The sequence below is a fragment of the Pseudoflavonifractor sp. 60 genome, from assembly GCF_009911645.1.
GTDB lineage: Bacteria > Bacillota > Clostridia > Oscillospirales > Oscillospiraceae > Lawsonibacter.
The window spans coordinates 1-24780 of the sequence record NZ_QWKI01000011.1 but is presented as its reverse complement, the minus strand read 5'-3'; the positions used below and the strand labels follow the sequence as shown (position 1 = coordinate 24780).

At 61.3% G+C, this 24780-nt stretch carries 26 protein-coding genes and 1 pseudogene; 20 read left to right on the top strand and 7 right to left on the bottom strand.

All coding sequences use genetic code 11. The annotated features are described in order from the left end of the window. Positions 1-228: 228 nt before the first annotated feature. On the bottom strand, positions 229-549 hold the full coding sequence (locus tag D1646_RS01610) for a hypothetical protein (protein ID WP_160634747.1): 321 nt from the start codon (positions 547-549) through the stop codon (positions 229-231). A 180-nt stretch (positions 550-729) separates the two neighbouring features. Here D1646_RS01610 and D1646_RS01605 point away from each other — a divergent pair. The 9 genes and pseudogenes from D1646_RS01605 to D1646_RS22595 all read left to right on the top strand — a co-directional run bounded on the left by D1646_RS01605 (position 730) and on the right by D1646_RS22595 (position 6502). Then, positions 730-944, top strand: a pseudogene (locus D1646_RS01605) (DUF1653 domain-containing protein). A 2-nt stretch (positions 945-946) separates the two neighbouring features. Further along, the gene (locus D1646_RS01600; protein ID WP_160634746.1) at positions 947-1567 is read left to right on the top strand and encodes an SUKH-3 domain-containing protein; all 621 of its coding nucleotides are present in this window, start codon (positions 947-949) and stop codon (positions 1565-1567) included. Continuing rightward, positions 1564-1896 (top strand): ArsC/Spx/MgsR family protein, encoded by a 333-nt coding sequence (locus tag D1646_RS01595; protein WP_160634745.1) that lies wholly within the window; start codon positions 1564-1566, stop codon positions 1894-1896. Before D1646_RS01600 ends, D1646_RS01595 begins: the two co-directional genes overlap by 4 nt. A gap of 64 nt (positions 1897-1960) precedes the next feature. Then, on the top strand, positions 1961-2947 hold the full coding sequence (locus D1646_RS01590; protein WP_160634744.1) for a WYL domain-containing protein: 987 nt from the start codon (positions 1961-1963) through the stop codon (positions 2945-2947). 102 nt (positions 2948-3049) lie between these two features. Further along, positions 3050-3472, top strand: a complete 423-nt coding sequence (locus tag D1646_RS01585) for an NfeD family protein (RefSeq protein WP_160634743.1) — start codon at positions 3050-3052, stop codon at positions 3470-3472. 21 nt (positions 3473-3493) lie between these two features. Next, complete coding sequence (locus D1646_RS01580) at positions 3494-4468, top strand: SPFH domain-containing protein (protein WP_160634742.1); 975 nt, start codon at positions 3494-3496, stop codon at positions 4466-4468. Between the two features lie 245 nt (positions 4469-4713). Further along, a complete protein-coding gene (locus tag D1646_RS01575; protein ID WP_160634741.1) occupies positions 4714-5454 on the top strand; it encodes a hypothetical protein in 741 nt (246 codons plus the stop codon). A gap of 73 nt (positions 5455-5527) precedes the next feature. Continuing rightward, positions 5528-6247, top strand: a complete 720-nt coding sequence (locus D1646_RS01570; protein ID WP_160634740.1) for a polysaccharide deacetylase family protein — start codon at positions 5528-5530, stop codon at positions 6245-6247. Positions 6248-6328: 81 nt separating this feature from the next. Beyond that, positions 6329-6502 (top strand): hypothetical protein, encoded by a 174-nt coding sequence (locus D1646_RS22595; RefSeq protein ID WP_201754516.1) that lies wholly within the window; start codon positions 6329-6331, stop codon positions 6500-6502. 35 nt (positions 6503-6537) lie between these two features. Here the strand turns inward: D1646_RS22595 and D1646_RS01565 are convergent, their stop codons facing one another. After that, positions 6538-7062 carry a putative ABC transporter permease gene (locus D1646_RS01565; RefSeq protein WP_160634739.1) on the bottom strand — a complete coding sequence of 175 codons (525 nt, stop codon included), beginning with the start codon at positions 7060-7062 and terminating at the stop codon, positions 6538-6540. 124 nt (positions 7063-7186) lie between these two features. Here D1646_RS01565 and yfbR point away from each other — a divergent pair, with 124 nt between their 5' ends. The 7 genes from yfbR to D1646_RS01530 all read left to right on the top strand — a co-directional run bounded on the left by yfbR (position 7187) and on the right by D1646_RS01530 (position 13603). Continuing rightward, entirely contained in the window at positions 7187-7762 is a 576-nt protein-coding gene (gene yfbR / locus D1646_RS01560) for a 5'-deoxynucleotidase (protein WP_347565107.1), read from the top strand. Positions 7763-7806: 44 nt separating this feature from the next. After that, positions 7807-8076: an ACT domain-containing protein gene (locus D1646_RS01555; RefSeq protein ID WP_160634738.1), complete on the top strand. Its 270-nt coding sequence runs from the start codon at positions 7807-7809 to the stop codon at positions 8074-8076. Positions 8077-8088: 12 nt separating this feature from the next. After that, positions 8089-9447 carry a PFL family protein gene (locus D1646_RS01550; RefSeq protein ID WP_160634737.1) on the top strand — a complete coding sequence of 453 codons (1359 nt, stop codon included), beginning with the start codon at positions 8089-8091 and terminating at the stop codon, positions 9445-9447. A gap of 101 nt (positions 9448-9548) precedes the next feature. After that, positions 9549-10028 (top strand): RNA polymerase sigma factor, encoded by a 480-nt coding sequence (locus D1646_RS01545; protein WP_160634736.1) that lies wholly within the window; start codon positions 9549-9551, stop codon positions 10026-10028. A gap of 42 nt (positions 10029-10070) precedes the next feature. Then, positions 10071-11537 carry a hypothetical protein gene (locus D1646_RS01540; protein ID WP_160634735.1) on the top strand — a complete coding sequence of 489 codons (1467 nt, stop codon included), beginning with the start codon at positions 10071-10073 and terminating at the stop codon, positions 11535-11537. 137 nt (positions 11538-11674) lie between these two features. Continuing rightward, complete coding sequence (locus tag D1646_RS01535) at positions 11675-12304, top strand: sigma-70 family RNA polymerase sigma factor (protein ID WP_160634734.1); 630 nt, start codon at positions 11675-11677, stop codon at positions 12302-12304. A 141-nt stretch (positions 12305-12445) separates the two neighbouring features. Continuing rightward, positions 12446-13603, top strand: coding sequence for an LCP family protein (locus D1646_RS01530; RefSeq protein ID WP_347565106.1), 1158 nt, complete (start codon positions 12446-12448; stop codon positions 13601-13603). A gap of 34 nt (positions 13604-13637) precedes the next feature. Here D1646_RS01530 and D1646_RS01525 read toward each other — a convergent pair whose 3' ends face one another. The 5 genes from D1646_RS01525 to D1646_RS01505 form a co-directional block, all read right to left on the bottom strand. Beyond that, positions 13638-14105 carry an 8-oxo-dGTP diphosphatase gene (locus tag D1646_RS01525; protein WP_160634733.1) on the bottom strand — a complete coding sequence of 156 codons (468 nt, stop codon included), beginning with the start codon at positions 14103-14105 and terminating at the stop codon, positions 13638-13640. Continuing rightward, complete coding sequence (locus D1646_RS01520) at positions 14102-15325, bottom strand: trypsin-like peptidase domain-containing protein (protein ID WP_160634732.1); 1224 nt, start codon at positions 15323-15325, stop codon at positions 14102-14104. Before D1646_RS01520 ends, D1646_RS01525 begins: the two co-directional genes overlap by 4 nt. A gap of 27 nt (positions 15326-15352) precedes the next feature. Next, the gene (locus tag D1646_RS01515; RefSeq protein ID WP_160634731.1) at positions 15353-16798 is read right to left on the bottom strand and encodes a HAMP domain-containing sensor histidine kinase; all 1446 of its coding nucleotides are present in this window, start codon (positions 16796-16798) and stop codon (positions 15353-15355) included. Between the two features lie 640 nt (positions 16799-17438). Next, the gene (locus tag D1646_RS01510) at positions 17439-18131 is read right to left on the bottom strand and encodes a response regulator transcription factor (protein ID WP_160634730.1); all 693 of its coding nucleotides are present in this window, start codon (positions 18129-18131) and stop codon (positions 17439-17441) included. Between the two features lie 78 nt (positions 18132-18209). Next, positions 18210-19379 (bottom strand): cation diffusion facilitator family transporter, encoded by a 1170-nt coding sequence (locus tag D1646_RS01505; RefSeq protein WP_160634752.1) that lies wholly within the window; start codon positions 19377-19379, stop codon positions 18210-18212. A gap of 562 nt (positions 19380-19941) precedes the next feature. On the opposite strand from D1646_RS01505, the gene hemW reads away from it, so the two are divergent. The 4 genes from hemW (at position 19942) to D1646_RS01485 (ending at position 24088) form a co-directional block, all read left to right on the top strand. After that, complete coding sequence (gene hemW, locus D1646_RS01500; protein WP_160634729.1) at positions 19942-21171, top strand: radical SAM family heme chaperone HemW; 1230 nt, start codon at positions 19942-19944, stop codon at positions 21169-21171. A 244-nt stretch (positions 21172-21415) separates the two neighbouring features. Next, complete coding sequence (locus D1646_RS01495; protein WP_160634728.1) at positions 21416-22711, top strand: UDP-N-acetylglucosamine 1-carboxyvinyltransferase; 1296 nt, start codon at positions 21416-21418, stop codon at positions 22709-22711. A gap of 58 nt (positions 22712-22769) precedes the next feature. Then, positions 22770-23603 (top strand): MBL fold metallo-hydrolase, encoded by an 834-nt coding sequence (locus tag D1646_RS01490; RefSeq protein WP_160634727.1) that lies wholly within the window; start codon positions 22770-22772, stop codon positions 23601-23603. Then, positions 23600-24088: a 23S rRNA (pseudouridine(1915)-N(3))-methyltransferase RlmH gene (locus D1646_RS01485; RefSeq protein WP_160634726.1), complete on the top strand. Its 489-nt coding sequence runs from the start codon at positions 23600-23602 to the stop codon at positions 24086-24088. Before D1646_RS01490 ends, D1646_RS01485 begins: the two co-directional genes overlap by 4 nt. The last annotated feature ends 692 nt before the right edge of the window (positions 24089-24780 follow it).

Here is a 24780-nt window from a genome sequence, read left to right as displayed (position 1 = left end):
CAGCCACTATGTCTGCAAGTGGCTTGACCGGCGCCGCAAGGGACAGTAAGCCCAGCAAAAATTTGACCCCCAGAGAGTCGCCGCTCTCTGGGGGTCAGCCTTTTGTGAGTGCCGTGTACGGTTCACTTAGCTTCTTAGCCGTACCTATTATACCACGGTACCGCCAGATATGCAAGCGTAAAATGGGCCGCAATCCACACCGGGCGGAATTGCCAGCGGCTCAACAGTCTAAAATCCGCCATTATATTTCTTTTGGACTCTTGCAATCACAGCAAAGGATATCGCCATTCCGAGAAACAAAACGCTGACCGCAGCGGTCGCAACAGAGGGGCTTTCGCCCAACAAAGCGACGATACCGCTTAAAATCAGTGAGGCGGCGAGGACAAATAATCCTTTCGAAAAGGATTTTCCGTAGGCACTCCTGTCCGCCTCGCTCACGTGTGTCTGATGATAAGCGTGGATTAAACTGGTATTTCCTTTGTATATAACAGCCGCAAGGACAACGAACAGGACAGCGGCTGCAAACATCAATACCGAATAGATTATCATAACAACACCCCCTATAATCCCATACTATACCACAAATTTGAGCCATTTTCAAGGCTCTTCCCTGCAACGGCGGAGATATTCAGAAAAACGGGACAGAAATTTCCCTCTGTCAAAAAGAAGGATTGCCTTTCCCGCACTCAGGCACTATACTATTCTTACATCCGAAACAGGAGGGATCTTATGGAGATCAAGCCGGGCCGGTACCGCCACTTTAAGGGGAAGGAATACGAGGTGATGGGGTTGCCGTCCACTCGGAGACCCTGGAGCCCATGGTGGTCTACCGGGCGCTGTACGGGGAGGGCGGCCTGTGGGTACGTCCCGCCGCCATGTGGAGCGAGCAGGTGGAGCGGGAGGGCTATTCCGGGCCCAGATTCACCGTTCTGGGGGAGGTCTGACCGTGCTGGATTTGGGCCGTCTGGACCCCTACGTGCTGTGGGTCCTGAACAAGGGGGGCTGGACTCCGGGGCGGGTCTTCCCCCGGGCGGACGCCTGGATGGAGGAGATCCAGCGGCTGGGCTTCCCCGGCTTCGACTATGCCGGGCAGGTGCTGCGCTCCCTGGGCGGACTGGGGTTTCTGGAGTACGCCCCCAGGACCTATGAGGGGATGGTGCAGTCCTGGCGGGACCAGGGCCTGCCCCCGGAGCGCTGGCCGAAAGCCGCCGGGATACGGGAGAGCTGTCAAGCCGCCCTGGCCGCCCTCCAAAATTTGGCTCTGGAGGCGGAGCGCTATACAGGGGCCACCTTCACCTTCCAGGCTCTGACCGCGGCGCGGGATGTGGAGATTGTGCTGGATTTGGACCTGGCCCGGACGGTCATCGGGAAGGCGATCTTCCCCATCGGGACGGTGGAGCCGGACGGCCTGGTCTTCGCGGCCCCGGACCACAGCGTCTACGTGCTGTTCAACGACGGCATTTTTTTCAGCGGCGGCTGTGTGGAGGAATTTCTGCATATTCTCTTTCTGCGGGGTCGCCGCCCCCAGAACATCTATCATCTTAACGGACAGGAGAACATACTATGAATATTCAAATTTTCGGCAGGAGCAAGTGTTTTGACACCAAAAAGGCGGAGCGGTGGTTTAAGGAGCGACGGATCAAGTTCCAGGCGGTGGACCTGAAGAAGCAGGGCATGAGCCTGGGGGAGCTGACCAGCGTGAAGAACGCGGTGGGGTTGGAGGCCATAGTGGAGCCCAAGCACCCGGACGCGGTACTGGTGTCCTATCTGGCCTCGGACCAGGCCAAGCTGGAGAAGCTCTTTGAGGACCCCTCCCTGCTGCGGACTCCGGTGGTCCGCAACGGCAGGCAGGCCACGGTGGGCTTTTGTCCCGAGGTGTGGGAGGGGTGGCAGTAGTCCGTTTTATGGGACAACAAAATTGCCACTCTGAGGTGTGAAACCCGGAAAGGAGGAGGATTTCATGGCCAAGAGCGCCAATCAAAAGACCAAGCTGCTCCATCTCCACCATATGCTGTTGCGGCAGACCGACGAGGACCACCCCCTCACGGTGGCCCAGCTCATTGAGGGGCTGGCCCGGCAGGATATCAAGGCCGAGCGCAAAAGCATCTACGACGACCTGGAGGCTCTGCGCCTGTTCGGGCTGGACGTGCAGTGCCGCAAGGGGAAAACGCCCGGCTGGTTTGTGGGGGAGCGGGAATTTGAGCTGCCCGAGGTGAAGCTGCTCATGGACGCGGTGCAGTCCTCCCGCTTCATAACCCAGAAGAAGAGCGACGTCCTCATCCGCAAGCTGGAAAATCTGGCCAGCGTCCACCAGGCCAGCCAGCTCCAGCGGCAGGTGTACGTCTCGGGGCGGATCAAGGTGATGAACGAGAGCATTTACTACAACGTGGATAAGCTCCACGCCGCCATTGCCGGGCAGAAGGCCATTACCTTCAAGTATTTTGACTATGATATCAGCCGGAAAAAGGTGTTCCGCCAGGAGGGGAAGCGGTATGTGGTCTCCCCCTACGGGCTGATTTGGAACAGCGAGAACTACTACATGGTGGCCTTTGACCACAACCACCAGGAGATGCGCCACTACCGGGTTGACAAAATGGCCGAGATCGTGGTCACCAGCCTGAACCGGGAGGGGCGGGACCAGTATCCGGACTTCCATCTGGCGGAGTACGGCCAGAAGCACTTCGGCATGTACCGGGGCCAGGAGATGAAGGTGACCCTCCGGGGGCGGCGGGACAAGGCCAGCCTGGTGTGGGACCGGTTCGGCCAGGACGTGATTATGGTGCCCGACGGGGAGGAGCACTTCACCGTGACCCTGCCGGTGGTCATCAGCCCCCAGTTCTTCGGCTGGCTGCTGGGGCTGGACGGCAGCATCACTCTGGCGGGCCCCAAGGAGGCCGTGGCCGCCTACCGCCGCCGGCTGTCCGCAACTCTGGAGGCGCTGCCGTGAGGGGAGATAAAATTTTTAAATTCAGTGGTATTTTTCCCGACAGTATGATATGATAGAGATGCGAGAGAACAGCCACGGAACTTGAAAGGAGGCGCTGCTGGTATGACAGCATTTTGGCTTATCGCGTTCATAGCCCTTGTGGCGGGCGAGGCCGCTACCGTGGGGCTGGTGTGTATCTGGTTTGCCGCAGGGGCGGCGGGCGGATTTGTGACTGCCGTTCTGGGCGGTCCCTTCTGGCTCCAGCTGGTCGTCTTCGCGGCGGTGTCCGCGCTGACTCTGGCGCTGGTGCGGCCTGCGGCGTCCCGGTTCGCCCACCCCCGGCGGTCCCCCACCAACGCCGACCGGGTGATTGGCCAGGTGGCCTCCGTCACCGAGACCATCGACAACGAGGCCGCCGCCGGCCAAGTCAGCGTGCTGGGCCAAATCTGGACCGCCCGCAGCCAGCTGGGTGTTGTCATTCCCAAGGGAAGTCAGGTGATTGTGAAGCGCATTGAGGGTGTGAAGGTATTTGTAGAGACTGTGTAACAGTGGAAAGGAGAGCATTCCATGGAAATTTTGAAGATCGTTGTGCCAGTTGTGGTATTTGTGTTTGTACTGCTGGTTATCTTCGGCTCCTGCGTCAGGATTGTGCCCCAGTCCCGGGCCTATGTGATAACCCGCCTGGGCCGCTTCCTGACGGTGTGGGACGAGGGCCTGAAGTTCAAGGTGCCCTTTATCGACCGGGTTGTGAAAAACGTCTCCCTGAAGGAGCAGGTGGTGGACTTCGCCCCCCAGCCGGTGATTACCAAGGACAACGTGACCATGCAGATCGACACCGTGGTCTACTTCCAGATCACCGACCCCAAGCTGTACACCTACGGCGTGGAAAACCCCATGTCCGCCATTGAGAACTACACCGCCACCACTCTGCGCAACATCATCGGCGAGCTGGAGCTGGACCAGACCCTCACCAGCCGGGACCACATCAACACCAAAATGCGCGCCCTCCTGGACGAGGCCACCGACCCCTGGGGCATTAAGGTCAATCGTGTTGAGCTGAAAAACATTATGCCCCCCCGGGACATCCAGGAGTCCATGGAGAAGCAGATGCGGGCCGAGCGGGAGCGCCGTGAGGCCATCCTCCAGGCCGAGGGCCAGAAGCAGTCCCAGATCCTGGTAGCCGAGGGCGAGAAGCAGGCCGCCATCCTCCGGGCCGACGCCGCCAAGCAGGCCGCCATCCTCCAGGCCGAGGGCGCCAAGCAGGCCAAAATCCTGGAGGCGGAAGCGGAGGCCGAGGCCATTTTGAAGGTCCAGCAGGCCACCGCCGATGCCATTCGCCTCATCAACCAGGCCGCCCCCGGACAGGGCGTACTCACCATCAAGGCGCTGGAGGCATTCCAGGCTGCCGCCAACGGCAAGGCCACTAAGATCATCATCCCCAGCGAGCTCCAGGGTATTGCCGGTCTGGCCGCCGCCGCCAAGACCGTCTTCGACACCGAGGACCCCAAGGCGACGATTACAAAAACTGTGCCCAAGCAATGAGGACGCTGAAACGTACGGATATGCAGGAGAATGCCAGACTGATCCTGGGACTCAGGTACAAGGGTTGGACCGATACTGAAATAGCGGACTTTCTTCTTTGGATTGAATCAGGGGAAGAGCAGTACAGACCCAAGGGCAAAGAGGAACAGTAAAAAGGCGGGGCCGGGGAATTTCTCCGGCCCTTTTTCCAATGCACCCCCGCCCGAAGGGCGGGAACCGTAAAAATCTCAAAAGGGGGCACTTCTATGGCGGTGCGCAGCGTACCAGTGAAGGGGAAACTGGTGAAGATGATGGAGGCCAATTTTCCCGCGTTTCACTTTGCCAGTGAGTCCGGCAGGACCTACGGCTTTGTCCGGGAGGGGCCGGGACGGTGGTACAGCTATCTGCCCATCAACCGGTATTTTGAGGACGGCAAGGGGGACCTGTCCATCAACTGGTATCTGATTGGGGGCGGATATGTCCCGGACTGGTACGAGTGGGCCGGGAGCTACCACACCCCCTGGCGGGTTCTAGCCTGGCCCCGGGAGCAGCAGCCCGACCCGGCGGAGCCGCCCAGCCTGCTTGCCTCTCCTGGACCGATGGCGTCCATCCGCTATCAGACGGGGCCCCAGAAACAGCTGGACCAAGCCCTGGAGGTGCTGCGGGACAAGCTGGAGCGCTACGCCCTCCCCGCTATGGAGCGGCCCTTGTGTCCGGCGGAGGAGCGGCGGCTCCAGCGGTGGCGTCTGCTGGCGGAGCACATCCTGCCCCAGCTGGAGGAGATGGAGCTGCGGGACCCAGAGACTCTGGCGGAGGTGAAGGACTGGCAGAAGCGGACTGCCCGGCGCTGGAGGGGCGGCATCGATGAGAACGTGCCCCCTGTGATGACGGGCTGGCGGGAGGAGATCGCCTCGATGCCCGGCTTCGCGGAGGAGTGGGACATTTCTCCCATTTTGCGGGAGTGGGTGTTCAACTGGTTCACCCACGCCTTTTACCTGCGTCCATAACAAATTTTTCATGGCAACTTTCCCTGCGCGCCGCACATACTGACAACAAATGTGTCAAGGAGGCGGCAGGCGGATGAACAAGCGGTGCGCCATGTTTTTGGGCCTTTTGGCTCTGATTTTGATTTTTCCTGCTCCGGAGCAGTCCCTTCCAGCGGACGGGCCGGCGGAAGTGACGGTGGACACGCCGCCCCTGGTGGCCCTCACCTTTGACGACGGACCCCGCTCCTCCACCACCGGTCCTCTGCTGGACGGGCTGGAGCTGCGGGAGGTGCCCGCCACCTTCTTCCTGGTGGGCAGCCGCATTGCCGGCAACGAGGACCTGGTCCGCCGTATGGCCGCAGAGGGGCACCAGGTGGGCGTCCACACCTTCGACCACGTGATGCTGAAGGGGCTGTCCCGGCAGGAGTTCGACCGCCAGCTCAGCCAGACCCGGGCGTGCATTGTGGACCTGCTGGGCGAGGGGGAGTACTGGCTCCGGCCCCCCTACGGTCTGCTGGACGATCACGCCAGGCAGTGGTGCGGCAGTCCGCTGATTTTGTGGTCGGTGGACCCGGAGGACTGGAAGGACGAGAACGTGGACCGCATTGTGGCCGCCGTGGTCAATCAGGTCTCCGACGGGGATATTATCCTGATGCACGACCTGTTTTCCACCTCGGTGGAGGCGGCTTTGCGGGTTGTGGACGAGCTGCTGGAGCGGGGCTACTGCTTTGTCACGGTGGAGCAGCTGCTGGAGGAGCGGGGGGTGACCCCGGAGGCGGGAGTTCACTACCGCCGGGCTCCCGGAGAAAATTAAATTTATTTCCCAAAAACGATTGTAATTTTTTCCGCAATCATGTAAACTAAGGGCAGCAGCCTGATATGTGAGGAGGACCCCATGATGAAAGTTGCCCGTTTTGTCCTGAAGATCGTCGCGCTGTCCCTGGCCGCCGCCGCCGCTGTGTGCGCGGTGATTGCCTACTGGGACGGCCTGACCGACCTGTACGACAGCGCCAAAGGCAAGCTGAAGCGTAGCTCCTGCGCCTCCGAGTACGACGACTACGAGGAGTAAAGGAAACCGCCGGCTGTTGGCCGGCGGTTTTTTTGCTATTGGGGCCGGCGGTACCACTGGAGGCGGGCGGTGTCCCCGGTCTGCCGCAGGATCAGCAGCGTGAGGGCGGCGTCGAAGACCAGGGCGGCCAGAGAGACGGCGCTCACCGGGGCGGGAATGCGGGCCAGCCAGGGGAGGAGCGCCGGGTTGACTCCATACACCAGCACCAGGGACAGCACCCCCCAGGCCAGGGAGAAGGGCAGGCACACCCGCCCGTGGAGGTTCCCCGGCAGACCGCTGTAGTCCCAGAAGGAGACCCCCAGGACCCGCTGGTGGTACACCGCGTCAAAGTACTCCGCCGCCGTGGCGGTGACGCCCCCCAGCAGAAACAGGGCCCAGGGCCAGGCCTGTACCCAGGGGGGCAATAGCAAAATGAGACAGGCCCCCAGACCGTATACCGGGCAGATGGGCAGCACCAGCAGGCCCTTTCGGTGGGAACGGGTCCCCGCCAGCCAGGAAAACAGTACCTCCAGCACAAAACCGGCGAAGCTGTACAGAAAAAAACTCCAGAACCAGATCAAGCGATCCCTCCTTTTTCCTCTGCTAGGGTGTGAAATCGGAGGAATTTTATCCGCCGTTTCCGTTTACAATCCGAAGGGCCTGTGATAGAATGGGAAGACTTGAAAGCAAAAGGAGATACCTGACGTGCCCTACCACTTTTTCCCCATGATCTCCCGAATGCGGTACATCAACCGCTGGGGCCTGATGCGCAATACCCGCCTGGAGAACATCCAGGAGCACTCCCACCAGGTGGCCGTTCTGGCCCACGCCCTGGCCGTGATCGAAAACCGGTATTTCGGCGGGCAGACCGACCCGGGGGCGGCGGCGGTGGCGGCCCTGTACCACGACGCCAGCGAAATTTTGACCGGCGATATGCCGACCCCCATCAAGTACGACAATCCGGACATTCAGAGCGCCTACAAGGACGTGGAGGCGGTGGCGGAGAGAAAGCTGCTGTCCATGCTCCCGCCGGACCTGCGGGGGGACTTTGAGGAGGCGGTCACCATCCCAGACCCCCACATCCGCGCCCTGGTGAAGGCGGCGGACAAGCTGTCGGCCTATCTCAAGTGTGTGGAGGAGCTGAAGGCGGGCAACACCGAGTTCAAAAAGGCCAAGGAACAGACCTACGCCGCCCTGTGCCAGAATCCCGTCCCCGCGCTGCGGTACTTTATGGACCACTTCCTGGAGGGCTTCGAGCTGACCCTGGACGAGCTGAACTGACTGGGGCGTCCCCGTACCATTTGACAACAGAAAGGAAAAGGATTATGAAAGCCATTGTCACTGTCATCGGCAGGGACCGGGTGGGCATCACCGCCTGTGTCTGTTCCCTGCTGGCCCAGCACAATATCAACATTCTGGACATCTCTCAGACCGTTTTGCAGGAGTTTTTTACCATGGTCATGCTGGTGGACACCGCCGCCTGCGAGAAGTCCATCGGGGATATGGCTGACATTCTGGAGCAGGCCGGAAAAGAACAGGAGCTGTCCATCCGTATCCAGCGGGAGGACATTTTCAACGCCATGCACCGCATTTAAGGGGTGAATCCTATGCTCAACCAACACGAAATCATGCAGACCATCCAGATGATCGACCAGCAGCATCTGGACGTGCGCACCATCACCATGGGCATCTCCCTGCTCTCCTGCGCCCACAGCGACGTGGAGACCGCCTGTACCAAGGTTTACGATAAGATAACCCGCTACGCGGAACAGCTGGTGGCCACCGGCCAGGCCATTGAGAAGGAGTTCGGCATTCCCATTGTGAACAAGCGCATCTCCGTGACTCCCATCGCCCTGGTGGCGGCGGCGGCGGAGACGGACAGCTATGTTCCCTTCGCCCAGGCTCTGGACCGGGCGGCCAAGACCTGCGGCGTGAACTTTATCGGCGGCTTCTCCGCGCTGGTGCAGAAGGGGATGACCAACGCCGACCGCGTCCTCATCCGCTCCATTCCCGAGGCGCTGGCCTCCACCGACATTGTCTGCGCCAGCGTCAATGTGGGCTCCACCAGGGCGGGCATCGACATGGACGCGGTGGCTATGATGGGGCGGACCATCAAGGAGCTGGCGGAGAAAACCGCCGGTCAGGGGGGCTTCGGCTGCGCCAAGCTGGTGGTATTCTGCAACGCGGTGGAGGACAACCCCTTTATGGCGGGGGCCTTCCACGGGACCGGCGAGCCGGAGAAGGTCATCAACGTGGGGGTCTCCGGCCCTGGCGTGGTGTACCATGCCCTTCAGGACGTGAAGGGTCAGCCCTTCGATGTGGTGGCCGAGACGGTGAAGAAGACCGCTTTCCGCATCACCCGCATGGGCCAACTGGTGGCCCAGGAGGCCAGCCGCCGCCTGGATACCCCATTTGGCATTGTGGACCTGTCTCTGGCCCCCACCCCCGCCGTGGGGGACAGCGTGGCCCGGATTTTGGAGGAGATGGGCCTGGAGGTGTGCGGGACCCACGGCACCACCGCCGCCCTGGCCCTGCTCAACGACGCGGTGAAGAAGGGGGGCGTGATGGCCTCCTCCCATGTGGGCGGGCTTTCCGGGGCCTTTATCCCCGTCAGCGAGGACGAGGGCATGATTGCCGCCGCCCGGTCCGGGGCCCTGACTCTGGACAAGCTGGAGGCCATGACCTGTGTGTGCTCCGTGGGCCTGGACATGATTGCCGTCCCCGGGGACACCCCTGCCGAGACCATCTCTGCCATTATCGCCGACGAGGCGGCCATTGGAATGGTCAACTCCAAGACCACCGCTGTCCGCATCATCCCCGCCCCCGGCTGCGGCGTGGGGGATACGGTGGAGTTTGGCGGACTGCTGGGCTCTGCGCCGGTCCAGCCGGTCCACCCCTTCTCCGCCAGGGAGTTCGTGGACCGGGGCGGCCGCATTCCCGCCCCCATGCAGAGCCTGAAAAACTGAAATCGGATACAGGGCCGTCCTCCGGGGCGGCTCTTTTTTTTGAACATTTGCAGCAATTGGGGGGGGTCAAACGTCTATATCAGTGAAAGGAGGTGGCCCCCATGTCCCGAACATCCAACCGGCCGGTGGATTGGGAGAACCTTGTGACACAAAATGAAAATCGTCTGTACCGGGCCGCCCTGGCCATCCTGGGGGACCCCCACGAGGCGGAGGACGCCGTGCAGGATGCCTTTGTCCGTTTTTTGGAAAAGGCTCCGGAGCAGCTGGACAGCCCCGCCGCCTGGCTCATGCGGGTCCTGGTAAACGGCTGCAAGAGCCGCCTGCGGCTGAGCTGGCGGAGGACCGGCCCTCTGCCGGAGACCCTGCCCGCCCCCGGCCCCGAGGAGCTGGAGGAGCTGGAAGAGCTGTTCTCCCTGCCTCCGGAGGACCGGGCGGTCATCCACCTGTACTACTACGAGGGCTATTCCACCGGGGAGATCGCTCAGATGCTGCGGCAGTGCCCGGGCACAGTGCGCTCCCGCCTCTCCCGGGCGAGGGAGAAATTGCGGAAGCTGCTGGATGTGCAGGGCGGGCCGTCCTGACAGGGCATTCCCCGCCGTTTTGCAACTAAAAGGAGTATTTTTATGGAATCTTACAAATCGTATCTGGACCGGCAGGAAATTTCCCCTAGGGTCCATGAGGCGCTCTTGCATTTGGAACGCGCCAAACCCAGCCGCTCCTGGAGAACCCGCGGGGCCCTGGCCGCCTGCGCGGCGCTGATTCTGGGAATTGGGGTGTGGAGGCTCACTCCTCCGCCGGTCTCCTCCGGCGGTCAGGCCCCATCAGTCAGCGCCTCGGCTTCGGAGGACAGTCCCCCTCCCGGCGGCACCAGCTATTTGGGCGACTGGGAGTCCGGCTTTGTGGTGAACGGTCCCGCGGAGAGGGGCAAGCTGATGTTTCCCATGATCCCCGCCATCGACTACCGGGATATTACCGGTCAGCCCGATGCAGCGGCCAGCCGGATCTACGCCCCGGGAAGCTTCACGGTGGACCTGACCAAGGAGGATATTCAGACCATCTTCTGGGGGCCGGAGGGCAAGCCCCAGGCGGACCAATCCAAGACGGAGCAGGGGGACCTGCCCTGGATGCTGTTCTGGGAGGGCTATTTTCTCCACGGCTATGCCTGGTACGACGGCCAGGGAGGGCTGATGGAGCTGACCCTCTACGGTGAACAGGGCCGGGCCTCCTTCACGCTGGAGCTGCGCCTGGGGGCTCTTCCCTTCACCTGCTGTATCGACCTGAACCGGGGGGACCAGCTCAGCCAGTTCAACGGGGTCTCGGTGGCCGGCTGGAGCCAAGTGTACGACCGGGACGGGGACGGCCAGACCGACTATATCTGCGGCAGCGAGTTTATGGCAGAAAACAATATCGGCGTCCGCTTTGTCAACCAGAACAGCGCCATGCAGGCGGAATACGTCCCAGGCGGGGATATGGAGCTGGGAGGCGCCCAGACCTTCAACAGCCTGTTTGTCCGCCAGGCTCTTACCGGCGGGCTGTACCTGGACCATCTGAGCACTGCGGAGCAGGTCCCGGCGTGGCGGGAGGAGGAGTTTTCCTCTCTGGAGCAGGCCCGGCAGGAGGAGGAGTTTGCCCCCTATCTGCCTACGGCGGAGCCGGAGGGCTACCGCGCCTACGCCGGAAACAAGGAGTTCTATGGCCGGCTCAGCTATCAGGAGGGCAGAAAAAACACCCTCTTTGTCTGGTGGAGCCAGGGCTATGACGATGTGGAGGTGGGCGTGTACCGGGATGGGTACTACCGCTATCATCTGGCGGACCCCGCCCGGCCGGAGACTTATGATTTGAGGCTCTACTCCATCCCCTGGTGCGACAGCGTGCCGGAGGAGTATTGGGAGACGGTAAACTCCCCCGCCTTCCGGGCGGAGGATATGTCCCTGGATATCGTGGAGGCCCGGGGCCGGGAGAAGGACACCGGCGGGCTCCGCTTCGACTTCGACGTCCTCCACCCCGACGGGACGGTGGTCTCCTACCGCTGCGACGGCCTCACCGCCGGGCAGGTGTGGGAGCTGGTGGAGGAGACATTGGCCCGGTAACACCATTTTGGACCGAAGACATGATTGAATTCATGAGGGCGCAGGAGCAATTGCTCTTGCGCCTTGCCTCATTCGGTGATAAAATGTCGAAAAAGCTCGAAAGTAGGCACAACGGACGAAAAGGGGGATACAAGACTGTGAGCAATGAGGAGCTGGCGGAAAAGGCCCGGGGTGGAGATCATGAGGCGATGATGTCCCTGTGGTATCAGGTGGAGCGGCTGGTTCATAAGAATGCAGCCCGCTGGGCGGCCTATGGCAGCGGCGGTGTGACGGTGGCGGATCTTCGCCAGAGCGGGTTTATCGCCATGATGCGGGCGGTGGAGAACTTCGACCCGGGCCGAGGGAAATTTACGACCCATCTGGGGACCTACCTCCTGGCGGAGTTTTCACTGGCCACAAACCAGCAGAGTGCGCGGACCCGGCGGGACCCCCTTCACAGCGCGGTCAGCCTGGATATGCCCCTGGGAGAGGAGGAGGATTTCCGCCTGCGGGACATTTTGCCGGACCTGACGGCAGAGGGGGAGATTTTGGATGTGGACGAGCAGGACTGGCACGAGCACCTCAGCGCCAGTATGGAGGAGGCCCTGGCGACCCTGACAGAGGGGGAGCGGCGGGCGATTTATGGCCGGTACTATCAGGGGCTGACGGTAAACGCCATTGCCGCCGCCGAGGGGACCAACAGAGCCGTTGTGCTCCGATGGATGCAGCAGGGGATGAGCCGTCTGCGCCGCCCCGCCTGCGCCAAGACACTGCGGAAATATCTGTAGGTCTGGAATCCCCCGCGCTCCAGGGGATATGGGCCGCGGGGGCAAATCTTAATTTTTTATGAATTGCGGATTTCACCTCTTGCTGTTTTCAGTCGAATTGAGTATACTTGGAAGGAATGATTGGGCCAGGAGGAAAATTCCGTGGAAGAGAGATATATCAATATGCGCCGGCGCCGGTCAGAGGAGCTGGAGGACGACTGGGACGAGCCGCCCCGCCGCACTCCCCCCTCCCGAAAGGCCCCCTCCCACAGGCGGGGTCGCAATGCGGCGGTATCGGTGCTGATGGGTTTTTATAAGCTTCTGGTGGTGGTCTCGGTTGTCATCGTGGCGGGCTACGTGGGCTTTCGGGTGATGGTCAAGCCCCCCGAACAGGCGGGCGCTGTCCCTCCCGCGCAGGCGGGGAACAAGACGAACCCCAGCACCGGGGGGACGGCGGTCGTTGATCCCGACCCGGACACGGTGGAGCCGGGCCGCCAGCTGCGCCCTGGGGTCTACAACATCCTCCTGGCGGCCACCGACATGGGGGGCAGCCTCACCGACGTGATGATGGTGATGCAGTACGACACCGCCGAGCAGAAGGTGGGGGTCGTCTCGGTGCCACGGGACACCCTGACCCCCCGGGAAAAGGGGGAGAACCCCCACTTGGTCTACGGCAAGGGGGGCGTGGAGCAGCGGGTCATTGATATCTCCCAAATGCTGGGCGTCCCCATCGACTACTACATCAAGGTGAACATCAAGGGCTTTATTTCCCTGGTAGACTATCTGGGGGGCATTGACTTCTATGTCCCCTGCAATATGAATTACGACGACCCCATTCAGAACCTGCACATCCACTACAAGGAGGGGATGACCCACCTGACAGGACAGCAGGCCATGGAGGTGGCCCGGTTCCGAAAGAACAACCCGGACGAGAACGGCAGGTCCACCGGCTACTCCGACACCGGTCGCACCGAGACCCAGCAGAAGCTGCTCATTGCCCTGGCCAAGAAGGTGCTGTCCTGGAACAGCCTGACCAAGATCAACGGCTTTGTGGAGATATTCAACCAGAGCGTGGACACCGACCTGTCCATGAACGATATGCTCTACTTTGCCAGCCAGGCGGTGAACCTGGACCCCTCCACTGCCGTCTCCACTGCAACCCTCCCCGGACGGGGGGACGCGGTGTATCACGGCTCTCGGTACTGCTACGAGCTGGACCCCGAAGGGACGCTGGAGATGGTCAACCAGCTGATCAATCCCTATGACCAGCCTATGACCCTGGAGGATATGAATCTGGGCAAGGCGGAATCCTACAAGTAAACAAACAGCCTCCAGCACCGGCTGGAGGCTGTTTTTATTTTATTTTTGTCCCGTTGAGGAAGGCGGCGGCCAGCCGCTCCCCCTGGTAGCACACCTTGAGGGAGAAGAAGGGGGCGTCCTGCCAGAGCAGCTCCAGAAAGATGGCGTCCCCCTCCCAGTGGGGGATTTTTAAGAGCTGGTCCCGGGGCAGCCACTTCAGGATTCCCTCGTCGCAGTCCTTCAGCTCCCCGGTGAAACCGCTGGCGGTGAACAGGTGCATATACTCAGTGGGCCAGCGGTCGGAGACAAAGGTGACAATGCCCCGGTAGCGGTAGTTGGTGAGGAGCAGACCGGTCTCCTCCTCCACCTCCCGCAGGAGGCAGTCCTCGGGGCTCTCCTTGTCCTGGAATTTGCCGCCGATGCCAATCCACTTGTCCCGGTTCAGGTCGTTCTCCTTCTTGACCCGATGGAGCATCAGATACTCCTCTCCCCGCTGGATATAGCACAGAGTTGTGTTTATCATGCCTCGATCAGCTCCACATCTACAGTATAGCGCTCCCCGTCCCGCAGGTAGGTGAGGGCCACGGTGTCCCCCGCGCCCAGGGACAGCTTCAGCCGTACCAGGTCCTTCATGCCGGTGACCGGCTGGCCGTTGGCTGCAACGATCACGTCTCCGGCCTGCAGCCCCTTGGTCCAGGCGTCGCTGTTCCGCTCCACGCTTGTCACCTGCACGCCGCCCTCGGGGGCCGCCCGGTCGTAGCCCATGAAGCCGAAGACGCCGGCGCGGACCTCCTCCCCGGCAATCAGGCGGTCGGCCACGTACTTGACCCGGCGAGAGGGGATGGCGAAGCCCAGGCCCTCGGCAGAGCCGTCATCGGTGACGATCTTAATGGTGTTGATGCCCATCACCTGTCCGTACTGGTTGAGCAGAGGACCGCCGGAGTTGCCGAAATTGATAGCGGCACTGGTCTGGATGAGGGTCATTTTGATCCCGTCCACCTCCACCTCCCGGTCCAGGGCGGAGATAATGCCGTTGGTGATGGTGGCCCGGTAGCCCAGGGGATCCCCCAGAGCGGCCACCGGCTCGCCGATGCGCAGGGTGTTGGAGTCGCCGAAGCTGGCGGGGGTGAGGCCCTGGGCGTCCACCTTCAGCACTGCCAGGTCCTCCGCGGCGTCAAAGCCCACCAGACTGGCCGAGAGGGCACGGTTGTCGTGGAGGAGGACCCGGACCCGGAATGCTCCCGCCACCACGTGGGCGTTGGTGATGAGATAGCCGTCCTCGGTGAGGATGACGCCGGTCCCGGCGCTGTAGCCCTTGGAGGTAACCGACTCAATGGAAACGGTGGAGGGGCTGACCAGCTCATAGATCTGCACATAGTCCAGAACATCCTCCGGGGCGGGCTCCAGCGACACCGTCACACCGGTGCCCGTCTCCCACCTGGGGATGGAGGGGGGCGAGGTGTCATACTCCTCATCCTGGGGGGAATAGTTCTCACCGATTGGGGGGAAGTAGCCGGAGAAGCGGCGGGGGAGCTGGTATTTCATCAAAATGACAGACAGGCAGATCACCGAGATCAGGGACACAAGTCCCAGGAACCAGGGCCATCTGCGCCGTCTGCGGACCCGGAGCACCGGCCTGCGGGAGACGGCCCGGGGAATACGGACAGCGGGCGGGTCGGGGAATGCGGGGGAGGGCTGTTCCCAGGGGCCGCCCTGCCAGAGTCCATCGTTTCGGTTGTCCATACGGATACCCCCCATGGTAATATGTGCTCAGGCCAGGGTCAGGGTGAATTGGAACTGGGTCACTCCGTCCTCACTGGTCACGGTGATGGTTTCCTTTAGGTTGCCCAGAATGGTTTTCACAATATACAGCCCCAGGCCAACTCCTTCCCGATCCATGGAGCGGGAGTAGTCCGCCTTGTGGAACCGCTCAAAGAGCAGGGGCAGCTCGTCCGGCGGGATGGTGTTCCCCAGGTTGCGGACCGTGACATAGGCCTTGGCGTCCTTCTTGGTGATCTGGACAGAGATGGCGGTGCCGGGGGCGGCGAACTTGGCCGCATTGTCCAGCAGATTGTAGCAGACCTGGGTTATGGCGTCCGGGTCGCCCCACACCAGCAGCTTGCCCTCGGGCATGACCACCTCCACGTCCAGCTTTCGGTCGGTGATCTTGGCCTCCAGGCTGATAAGCACCTGAGACATTACCTCGTTGAGGTCGAAGGTCTCCTGGGCGGTGACGGTGGTCTCAGCCAGGGCCTTCAGCCGGGACAAATCCAGCATCCGCCGCACCAGACGGCTGAGACGGCGGGTCTCGGACACCACGATCTGGAGGTACTCCCGCTCCCGTTCCGGGGGAATGGTTCCGTCCAGAATGCCCTCGGCAAATCCGGCGATGGTGGTCATGGGGGTCTTCAGCTCATGGGAGACGTTGGCGATAAATTCGGAGCGCTGGCTCTCCACCTTCTCCAGGGAGTTGGCCATGGAGTTGAAGGCCTCGGCCAGGTCGCTGATCTCATCTCCACGGTCCTCGTAGCCGGTGACCCGCACGTCAAACTCCCCCTGGCCAAACTTTCGCGCCGCCTCGGCCATTTCATTGAGGGGGCGGGTCTGGTAGGCGGAGGTGAGGGTGCTGGCGATGACCGAGATCAGAAATACCACCACAGCGGAGAAGAAGAAAATAGTGGCGGTGGAGGACCACATCCCATTTAAATTGGAGGCGTCCGCCGCCACCAGCACCATCCCCTGGGTCACCACCAGCGGCCCTACCTGGTTGGTCACCGGCAGAGCAGAGACATACCGCCGCTCCGGGTAGGTGCCCCCCAGGTTGGTCATGCCCTGGAAGGAGCCGTGGGTTTTCACCTGGGTCACAATGTTCTCTGGCAGCTGCTCCAGGCTGCCGTTGGAGTAGAAATGACTGCCGTCGGTGGCGTAGAGGACAGCGCCCTCCGGGTCGGCCACGATGATGTGGGAGTTGGAGATCATGGCGATGGAGGCCATGTAGCTGCTGTAGAACTCGTCCTGGACGTTCAGGGTGAGGTAGCGCCGGTAGTAGGTGGAGGTGAAGCTGGAGATGTACCCGGCGTTGCGGATCACCGAGTCCCGGGTCTCCCCCATAATATAGCGGTAGGACAGCAACATAAAGGCCCCGGCCAGCAGGGTAAAGGATACCAGCATAATACCCACCATCATGGTCAGCTGGCGGCGATAAAGAGAGCGCACAGAACTTCACCTCTTTTCTAAATGTGGACCGTTGAAGGGATTATTAAGTCCTACAAAACTGGGCGGCTGACGCCGCAGGTGGGGATTGACTGGCTGGCACTGCTTCGATTGGAAATCTGGGGTAGAAGATGGTCTGCCTAATAACAATCCCCCGCCTTCGTTTCGCTCAGGCACCCCCTTTGCCAAAGGGGGCAAGCGGCTTCGCCGCTTGTGTTGCCCTGCTTCGCAGGGCTCATCCCCCGTCCCGCCCGCAGGCGGCCTGGCCCCTTTGAAAAGGGGCGGAGGCGAAGCCGGTGGGGATTGACTTGCAGGCACTGCTTCGATTGGAAATCTGGGGTAGAAGATGGTCTGCCTAATAACAATCCCCCGCCTTCGCTTCGCTCAGGCACCCCCTTTGCCAAAGAGGGCAAGCGGTTTCGCCGCTTGTGTTGCCCTGCTTCGCAGGGCTCATCCCTCGTCCCGCCCGCAGGCGGCCCGGCCCCTTTGAAAAGGGGCGGAGGCGAAGCCGGTGGGGATTGACTTGCAGGCACTGCTTCTACTTGAAATCTGCGGTAGAAGATAGTCTGCCAAAAAACAATCCCCCGTCCCGCTGTGCGCACTGGAGGGTCCCCAAAGGGTACGGCTGGATTACAGCCAGTTCTCAGCCCGCCGTTCCCAGCTCGAACTTATAGCCCACGCCCCAGACGGTTTTCAGCCGCCACTGGTCGCTTACGTTCTCCAGCTTCTCCCGCAGGCGTTTGATGTGGACATCCACGGTGCGGCTGTCGCCGAAGTAGTCGAAGCCCCACACCTCGTCCAGGAGCTGGTTGCGGGTAAACACCCGGTTAGGGGAGGAGGCCAGATGGAACAGCAGCTCCAGCTCCTTGGGGGGCGTATCGACCCGCTGGCCGTCCACCAGCAGCTCGTAGGAGTCCAGATTGATGACCAGCTTGTCGAAGGACAGTTTCTTCTCCCCGCTCTCCTCCTCTCCGCCGGAGCGGCGCAGCACGGCGCGGATGCGGGCCAGCACCTCCTTCATCTCGAAGGGCTTTACAATGTAGTCGTCCGCCCCCTGTTCCAGGCCGGATACCTTATCCTCGGTCTCCCCCTTGGCGGTGAGCATGATGACAGGGGTCTTATCCCCCTCGCGGATCTTCTTCAGTACAGACCAGCCGTCCATAATGGGCAGCATGATATCCAGCAGCACCAGGTCGGGCTGGTAGGAGCGAAACAGCTCGACCCCCTTGCCGCCGTCCTTGGCCACCTGGGTCTCGAAGCCCTCCTTTTCCAGATAGAGGTGGAGGAGCTCGGCAATGTTGGCGTCATCCTCGACGATCAAAACCTTCTTGGACATAGAAGACACCTCATTTTCAAAATGTTATACCTTTTTATTATAGCGCGAAAAGGACGTCTAGGGTTAATAATTTGTGAATTACGACTTATTTCGCTCCTCCACAAAGGAGTGGTCCACCTGAATGACGGCGAAATACCGGTCAGACAGCTCCTTGATCCCCTCGTAGAGGGCGGCGCGGACCTGGTTGTCGGACAGGGGAAAGTTGTAGGGGACCACCACGTCAAAGATCAGGTTGGTGTGGATGGGCCCGGCGGTAATGCGGAAGTCGTGGATGGTGCAGGCGGGGTCCAGCTCCCGGGCCAGGGCGGCGATCTGGTCCCGGAGGGCGTTGGTGCGCTGGTCCCGGACCACCGGGTCCATATGGATGCAGGTCTCGATGTGGTGCCGGACCTTCAGTTCCCGTTCGATGTGGTCGATGATATCGTGGAGCTCCAGAAAGTTGCCGTCGGCGGGGACCTCCACATGGAGGGACATCATGGCCCGGCCCGGGCCGTAGTCGTGGTACACCAGGTCGTGGATGCCCAGCACGCAGTCGTGGCCCAGGACGATGCGGTCAATGTCGGCGGCCAGAGCGCTGTCCATGGGGCGGCCCAGCAGGGGGTCAACGGTGTCCTTGGCCGCCTCCCAGCCGGTGTGGAGGATGAACAGGGCCACCGCCAGCCCCAGCCAGCCGTCCAGGGGCAGCTGGAGCAGTCCGCCCGCCGCCAGTCCCAGCAGTACGGCGGCGGTGCCGGCGGTATCAGACAGGGAGTCGGCGGCGGTGGCGGCCAGGGCAGGGGAGTCGATGCTCCGGGCCAGGGCGCGGTTGAAGGCGAACATCCACAGCTTGACGCCCACCGAGAGGGCAAGGATACCTGCCGGCAGAGGGGAGAAGACCACCGGATCCGGATAGAGAATCTTCTGGAGGGAGGACTGGGCCAGCTCGAACCCCACCAGCAGGATGAGCAGCGCCACCACCAGCCCCGCCAGATACTCGATCCGCCCGTGGCCGAAGGGGTGCTCTTCATCCGCCTCCTGGCTGGCCAGCCGGAAGCCGATGAGGGTCACCACCGAGGAGGCCGCGTCGGACAGGTTGTTGAAGGCGTCGGCAGTGATGGCGATGGAGGCGGTAACGATGCCCGCCAGCAGCTTGCCCAGAAAGAGCAGCAGATTCAGGGCAATGCCGATCCCGCCGGACAGGACGCCGCAGCGCCGGCGGGTCTCGGGGGCCTGGGGGTCGCCCCTTCCCAGGCAGAGGCGCAGAAACATATTCACGAAAGCAAGACACCTCACACATAAAGTCAGAAGGAAATGGGCTATTTTATTATTTTACCACGGGAGCGGTACCTGCGCAAGGTGAAATCCGCCGGGTGCGCCGGAAAAGGGCCGGGATATACTCGACCATAAATGTTCACAAAAAGTTCATTCGATTGTCACGATTTTTTCTTATTCTTCCGCTATGATGACAATGTACCAAGTAAGAAGTTCAAAAATGTATCTCCTTTCTCTCTCCTTTACAACACACAAGCAAAACGCTCCGGTTTCGGTCGGAGCGTTTTGCTGTCTGGGGGAATGGGCGGAAGTTCACAAAAAGTTATTGGGAGTTCACAAAAAATTCACGTCAAGGTCACGAAATCGCCGCATTTGTATTCTATGATGTCATTGTAGCCAAGCTACAAGATGTATCTCCCATTTCTCCCTCTCCTTTTACAACACACACAGGCAGAACGCCCCGACCCAACGGTTGGGGCGTTCTGTCGTCCACTGGAAAATTTCTCTGTGCAGAGGGGAAATTATTTGGTATAATGGGGGCAGAAAAGGGGGACGCGCTATGAGAGACTATGGGACCGAAGGAGACAAGCTGGGGATCTACATCCATATCCCCTTCTGCCGCAGCAAGTGCGACTATTGCGACTTCTACTCTCTGGCGGGGCGGGAGGAGCGGATGGACGCCTATCAGAAGGCCCTGCTGGCCCATTTGAAGGAGAGCGCTCTGGCGGCAGAGAGCTTCTGTGTGGATACCATCTACTTCGGAGGCGGGACCCCCAGCTTCTACGGCGGGAAACGGCTGCGGGAGCTGCTGGCCGCGGTGAAAAAGTTCTACCATGTGGAGAAGCGGGCGGAGATCACCTTTGAGGCCAATCCGGACAGTGCGGACTTTAAGACCCTGCGTTCTCTGCGGCGGGCGGGCTTCAACCGGATCTCCATGGGGATGCAGTCCGCCTGCCCCGGAGAGCTGGAATCGGTCCGCCGCCCCCACACCGTGGAACAGGGGGACGGGGCGGTGGCCGCCGCCCGGAAAGCGAAGCTGAAAAATCTGTCCCTGGACCTGATTTACGGCTTGCCCGGGCAGACTATGGACAGCTGGAAGGCCACCGTGGAGCACGCCTTGTCCCTGGAGCCGGAGCATCTGTCCTGCTACGGGCTGAAGGTGGAGGAGGGAACTCCCCTGGCCGCCCGGGTATCTGCTGGGGAAGCCCTGCCTGACGATGACGTCCAGGCGGACATGTACCTGTGGACGGTGGAGCGGCTGGCCCGGGCGGGCTTTGAACAGTATGAGATCTCCAACTTTGCCAAGGCCGGCTTCCCCTCCCGGCACAATGTGCGCTACTGGGAGATGTCCCCCTACATCGGCTTCGGCCCTGGGGCCCACTCCGACTTCGGAGGCCGGCGGTACGCCTGGGTCCGGGACCTGGAGGGCTACATCAAGGGCGTGCTGGAGGGGGGCGCTCTGCTGGACAGCGAGGAGCTGATCCCCCAGGACGAGCGGGGCAGCGAGTATCTGATGCTCCGCCTGCGCACGACCCGCGGCGTTGAGGAGTGGGAGTACCGGGGGCGGTATTTTATGGATTTTTCTCCTCTGGAGGAGCGGCTGCGCCAGTTTGCGGTTCAGGGTCTGGCGGAGCTGACGGAGGAGGGCCGGTGGCGGCTGACCCCCAGAGGCTTCCTGGTTTCCAACACGCTGATTGTGGACCTGATGGAGCGGCAGGAGCGCGCCCGACTGTCGGAGCTGCTGCCCCGAATCCGGGCTCAGTTCCAGGACCGGGCCCGGAAAGATTGACAGTTTTTTACAGGAAATTTCTGAGCATCGGACAGCGCGAGGGGACTTTTTCCTCCGTTGTCCGTCTTTTTTTACAATTTGTTCATTGTTCCTGCAATTTTAGTTGCAGGCGGGTTATAATAGTGATATAATATACGCGGTTTGTTCTGCCCCGACCGGAAAAAGGGGCTGTTGTTGATATTACATATGGCGTCCGCGCCGTATCATCTATAGATTCCAAGACATGGAAAAGAGGGTGCATTTTTTGACCAAGTATCAGATCAGGGGGGGGAACCCCCTCCATGGGACCATCCAGATCAGCGGAGCCAAGAACGCTGCGGTGGCCATCATCCCTGCCGCCCTGCTGGTGGACGGCGCCTGCCGCATTGAAAATGTTCCGCAGATCAGCGATGTGACCCTGATCCTCCAGATCCTTCGGGAGCTGGGGGCCGACGTACGCACCATTAACCGGACGACTGTGGAGGTGGACTGTTCCCACATCCGCAACCGGCAGGTCCCCTACGAACTGGCCCGGAGGATCAGGGCCAGCTATTATCTGGTGGGCGCGCTGCTCAGCCGCTTTGGCTGGGCGGAGGTCCCCCTGCCCGGCGGCTGCGACCTGGGAGGACGGCCCATTGACCAGCACATCAAGGGATTTGTGGCCATGGGGGCCGAGGTGGATGTGCGCAGCGGTCTGATCTGCGCCCGGGTCCCCGGGGGGGCGCGGCTGTCCGGGGGACAGGTCTATCTGGATATGGTATCGGTGGGGGCCACCATGAATATTATGCTGGCTGCGACCCTGGCTCAGGGTATGACCATCATTGAAAACGCCGCCAAGGAGCCCCACATTGTGGATTTGGCCAACTTTCTCAACTCCATGGGGGCCGACATCCGGGGCGCGGGCACCGATGTGATTAAAATTCATGGGGTGACCCGGCTGCGGGGCGGGACCTACTCCATTATTCCCGACCAGATCGAGGCGGGGACCTATATGGCCGCCGTTGCTGCCGCCGGGGGCGAGGTGCTGATTAAAAATGTCATCCCCAAGCACCTGGACTGCATCACCGCCAAGCTGGCGGAGATGGGCGTTGACATTGAGGAGCAGGACGACGCCCTGTTGCTGCGCCGGGAGGGCCCTCTGACTCGGGTCAACGTGAAGACCATGCCTTACCCTGGCTTCCCCACCGATATGCAGCCCCAGATTGCAGCGGTGCTGTGTGTGGCCCGGGGGACCAGCGTCCTCACCGAGGGAGTGTGGGACAACCGTTACCGCTATGTGGACGAGTTCCGCCGCATGGGGGCCCAGATCCAGGTGGACGGCAAGGTGGCGGTCATTGAGGGGGTTGACCACCTGACCGGTGCGCCCATCCACGCCTGCGACCTGCGGGCGGGGGCCGCTATGATTATTGCCGGGCTGGCCGCCCAGGGGCTGACCGAGATTGACGGTGTCTACCACATTGAGCGGGGCTATGAGACCATTGTGGAGAAGCTGGCCGCAGTGGGGGCGGACATCCGCACCATCCACGTCCCCGGCGAGGAGGACCAGTCCCAGGCGGGATAGTTTACCAGACGGGCGGCCTGGCGGCCGCCCGTTTTCCAGTGGAGAGGAGAGAAGGAGCTTGTTCACCTTTACAACTCTGGCCAGCAGCTCCACCGGAAATTCCGGGCTGGTCTCCTGCGGGGATACCCATATTCTCCTGGACGCGGGCATTTCCGCCAAACGCATTACCACCGGTCTGGCAGCGCTGGGCGTCGAGCCCTACCAGCTGTCCGCCATACTCTTGACCCATGAGCACAGCGACCATGTGTCCGGCCTGCGGGTCTTGTCCAAAAAGGCGGGGGCTCCGATCTACGCAACCCGCCCCACCCTCTGGGAGTGGTACAAGCGGAACCGGTGCGACGAGGTGAAGGCGCTGTTTCGGCCCCAGGAGGCGGGCGCCGGAGTCCAGATTGGCTCCATGTGGGTCAAATCCTTCCCCACACCCCACGACGCGGCGTGCAGTGTGGGTTATTCCATTGCCGGCGAGGGAGGCCGTATGGTGTTGTGTACCGACCTGGGCTGGGTCACCGACGAAGTCCGCCGGGCGGTGGAGGGCTGTGACCTTCTGGTGTGCGAGACCAACCACAACGAGGACTGGGTCCGCACCGGACCCTACCCCTACTACTTAAAGCAGCGTATTTTGGGGGATCACGGCCACCTGTCCAACGAGGAAGGGGCGGAGCTGGCCGCCTTTGCGGTGGAGACAGGGGCGAAGACGGTGGTGCTGGCCCACCTGTCTCAGACCAACAACACCCCCGCCTGCGCCTATGAGGCGGTGGCCCTGCGGCTGATGGCCATGGGCTGCGACCCGGAGCGGGATATCACCCTGGCTGTGGCCCCCGCCGGTACAGCAGGCGCCACCTTCCTTCTGGAGGGGCGGACGGCAAAAATACTGGAGGGTGCGGCAAAATGAGAGAGATACATATCTTATGCGTAGGGAAGCTGAAGGAGAAATTTTACCAGGACGCCTGCGCTGAATATATGAAACGGCTGAGCGGCTACTGCCGGCTGACTATTACAGAAATTCCCGAGACGAAGCTGCCGAAAAACCCCTCCAAGGCGCAGATTGATGCGGCTCTTGCCAAAGAGGCGCAGAAAATCCGGGACAAGCTGCCGCCCCGGGCCTACACAGCCGCCCTGTGCATCGAGGGCAGGCTGTACTCCAGCCGGGATATGGCTCTTCTGGTGGTGGACGCAGGGTCTTTGGTCTCTCCGCCCCCCAGGATCTGCTTCCTGATTGGCGGATCCTACGGACTGGATGAAAGACTAAAAGCGGAGTGCAGCTGCCAGCTGTCCATGTCCCCTATGACCTTCCCACACCATCTGGCCCGGGTGATGCTCCTGGAGCAGATTTACCGGGCCTTCAAAATTGAGGAGGGCTCCTCCTACCATAAATAAAACAGCCCCGAAAAACGGAGCTGTCCCACAGACTTGACATACCCACGGAAATGTGGTATGCTTTCGTTGTGTAGGGAAATCGCCAAGCGCTGGCGGTTTGGCCCAGATGTAACAGTTTTTAACGGAAAGAAACCGTCACTGTGCCGAGTGGCGGTTTCACTTTACCTTGACTTGAATGGTCACGGTGTATCTTCAACTTGTAAATTAGCCAAAAGTTACAGAGCGAGCCGGGATTGTCCCTGGAAGCACCATCTTCTACCGCAGATTTTCAGTTGAAGTAATGCCTGCAAATCAATCCCCACCGGCTTCGCCTCCGCCCCTTTTCAAAGGGGCCAGGCCGCCTGCGGGCGGGACGAGAGATAGGCCCTGCGGAGCAGGGCCGCACAAGCGGCGAAGCCGCTTGCCCCCTTTTGAAAGGGGGTGCCCGAGCGAAGCGAGGGCGGGGGATTGTTCCTGGAAGCACCATCTTCTATCGCAGATTTTCAGTCGAAGTAATGCCAGCAAATCAATCCCCACTGGCTTCGCCTCCGCCCCTTTTCAAAGGGGCCAGGCCGCCTGCGGGCGGAACGAGAGATAGGCCCTGCGGAGCAGGGCCGCACAAGCGGCGAAGCCGCTTGGGCAGATTGTCAATGAAGTGCAACAAAAAAGAAAAAGGAGGAGTCAGGAGGGTTTAAGAAAGAGTTCCGCAGGAG

What these genes read in the sequence shown, in the direction of transcription:
- D1646_RS01610 (WP_160634747.1), bottom strand. Translation starts at nt 549, where the DNA reads ATGATAATCTATTCGGTATTGATGTTTGCAGCCGCTGTCCTGTTCGTT.
- D1646_RS01595 (WP_160634745.1), top strand. Translation starts at nt 1,564, where the DNA reads ATGAATATTCAAATTTTCGGCAGGAGCAAGTGTTTTGACACCAAAAAG.
- D1646_RS01590 (WP_160634744.1), top strand. Translation starts at nt 1,961, where the DNA reads ATGGCCAAGAGCGCCAATCAAAAGACCAAGCTGCTCCATCTCCACCAT.
- D1646_RS01585 (WP_160634743.1), top strand. Translation starts at nt 3,050, where the DNA reads ATGACAGCATTTTGGCTTATCGCGTTCATAGCCCTTGTGGCGGGCGAG.
- D1646_RS01580 (WP_160634742.1), top strand. Translation starts at nt 3,494, where the DNA reads ATGGAAATTTTGAAGATCGTTGTGCCAGTTGTGGTATTTGTGTTTGTA.
- D1646_RS01575 (WP_160634741.1), top strand. Translation starts at nt 4,714, where the DNA reads ATGGCGGTGCGCAGCGTACCAGTGAAGGGGAAACTGGTGAAGATGATG.
- D1646_RS01570 (WP_160634740.1), top strand. Translation starts at nt 5,528, where the DNA reads ATGAACAAGCGGTGCGCCATGTTTTTGGGCCTTTTGGCTCTGATTTTG.
- D1646_RS22595 (WP_201754516.1), top strand. Translation starts at nt 6,329, where the DNA reads ATGATGAAAGTTGCCCGTTTTGTCCTGAAGATCGTCGCGCTGTCCCTG.
- D1646_RS01555 (WP_160634738.1), top strand. Translation starts at nt 7,807, where the DNA reads ATGAAAGCCATTGTCACTGTCATCGGCAGGGACCGGGTGGGCATCACC.
- D1646_RS01550 (WP_160634737.1), top strand. Translation starts at nt 8,089, where the DNA reads ATGCTCAACCAACACGAAATCATGCAGACCATCCAGATGATCGACCAG.
- D1646_RS01545 (WP_160634736.1), top strand. Translation starts at nt 9,549, where the DNA reads ATGTCCCGAACATCCAACCGGCCGGTGGATTGGGAGAACCTTGTGACA.
- D1646_RS01540 (WP_160634735.1), top strand. Translation starts at nt 10,071, where the DNA reads ATGGAATCTTACAAATCGTATCTGGACCGGCAGGAAATTTCCCCTAGG.
- D1646_RS01525 (WP_160634733.1), bottom strand. Translation starts at nt 14,105, where the DNA reads ATGATAAACACAACTCTGTGCTATATCCAGCGGGGAGAGGAGTATCTG.
- D1646_RS01520 (WP_160634732.1), bottom strand. Translation starts at nt 15,325, where the DNA reads ATGGACAACCGAAACGATGGACTCTGGCAGGGCGGCCCCTGGGAACAG.
- D1646_RS01510 (WP_160634730.1), bottom strand. Translation starts at nt 18,131, where the DNA reads ATGTCCAAGAAGGTTTTGATCGTCGAGGATGACGCCAACATTGCCGAG.
- D1646_RS01505 (WP_160634752.1), bottom strand. Translation starts at nt 19,379, where the DNA reads ATGTTTCTGCGCCTCTGCCTGGGAAGGGGCGACCCCCAGGCCCCCGAG.
- hemW (WP_160634729.1), top strand. Translation starts at nt 19,942, where the DNA reads ATGAGAGACTATGGGACCGAAGGAGACAAGCTGGGGATCTACATCCAT.
- D1646_RS01485 (WP_160634726.1), top strand. Translation starts at nt 23,600, where the DNA reads ATGAGAGAGATACATATCTTATGCGTAGGGAAGCTGAAGGAGAAATTT.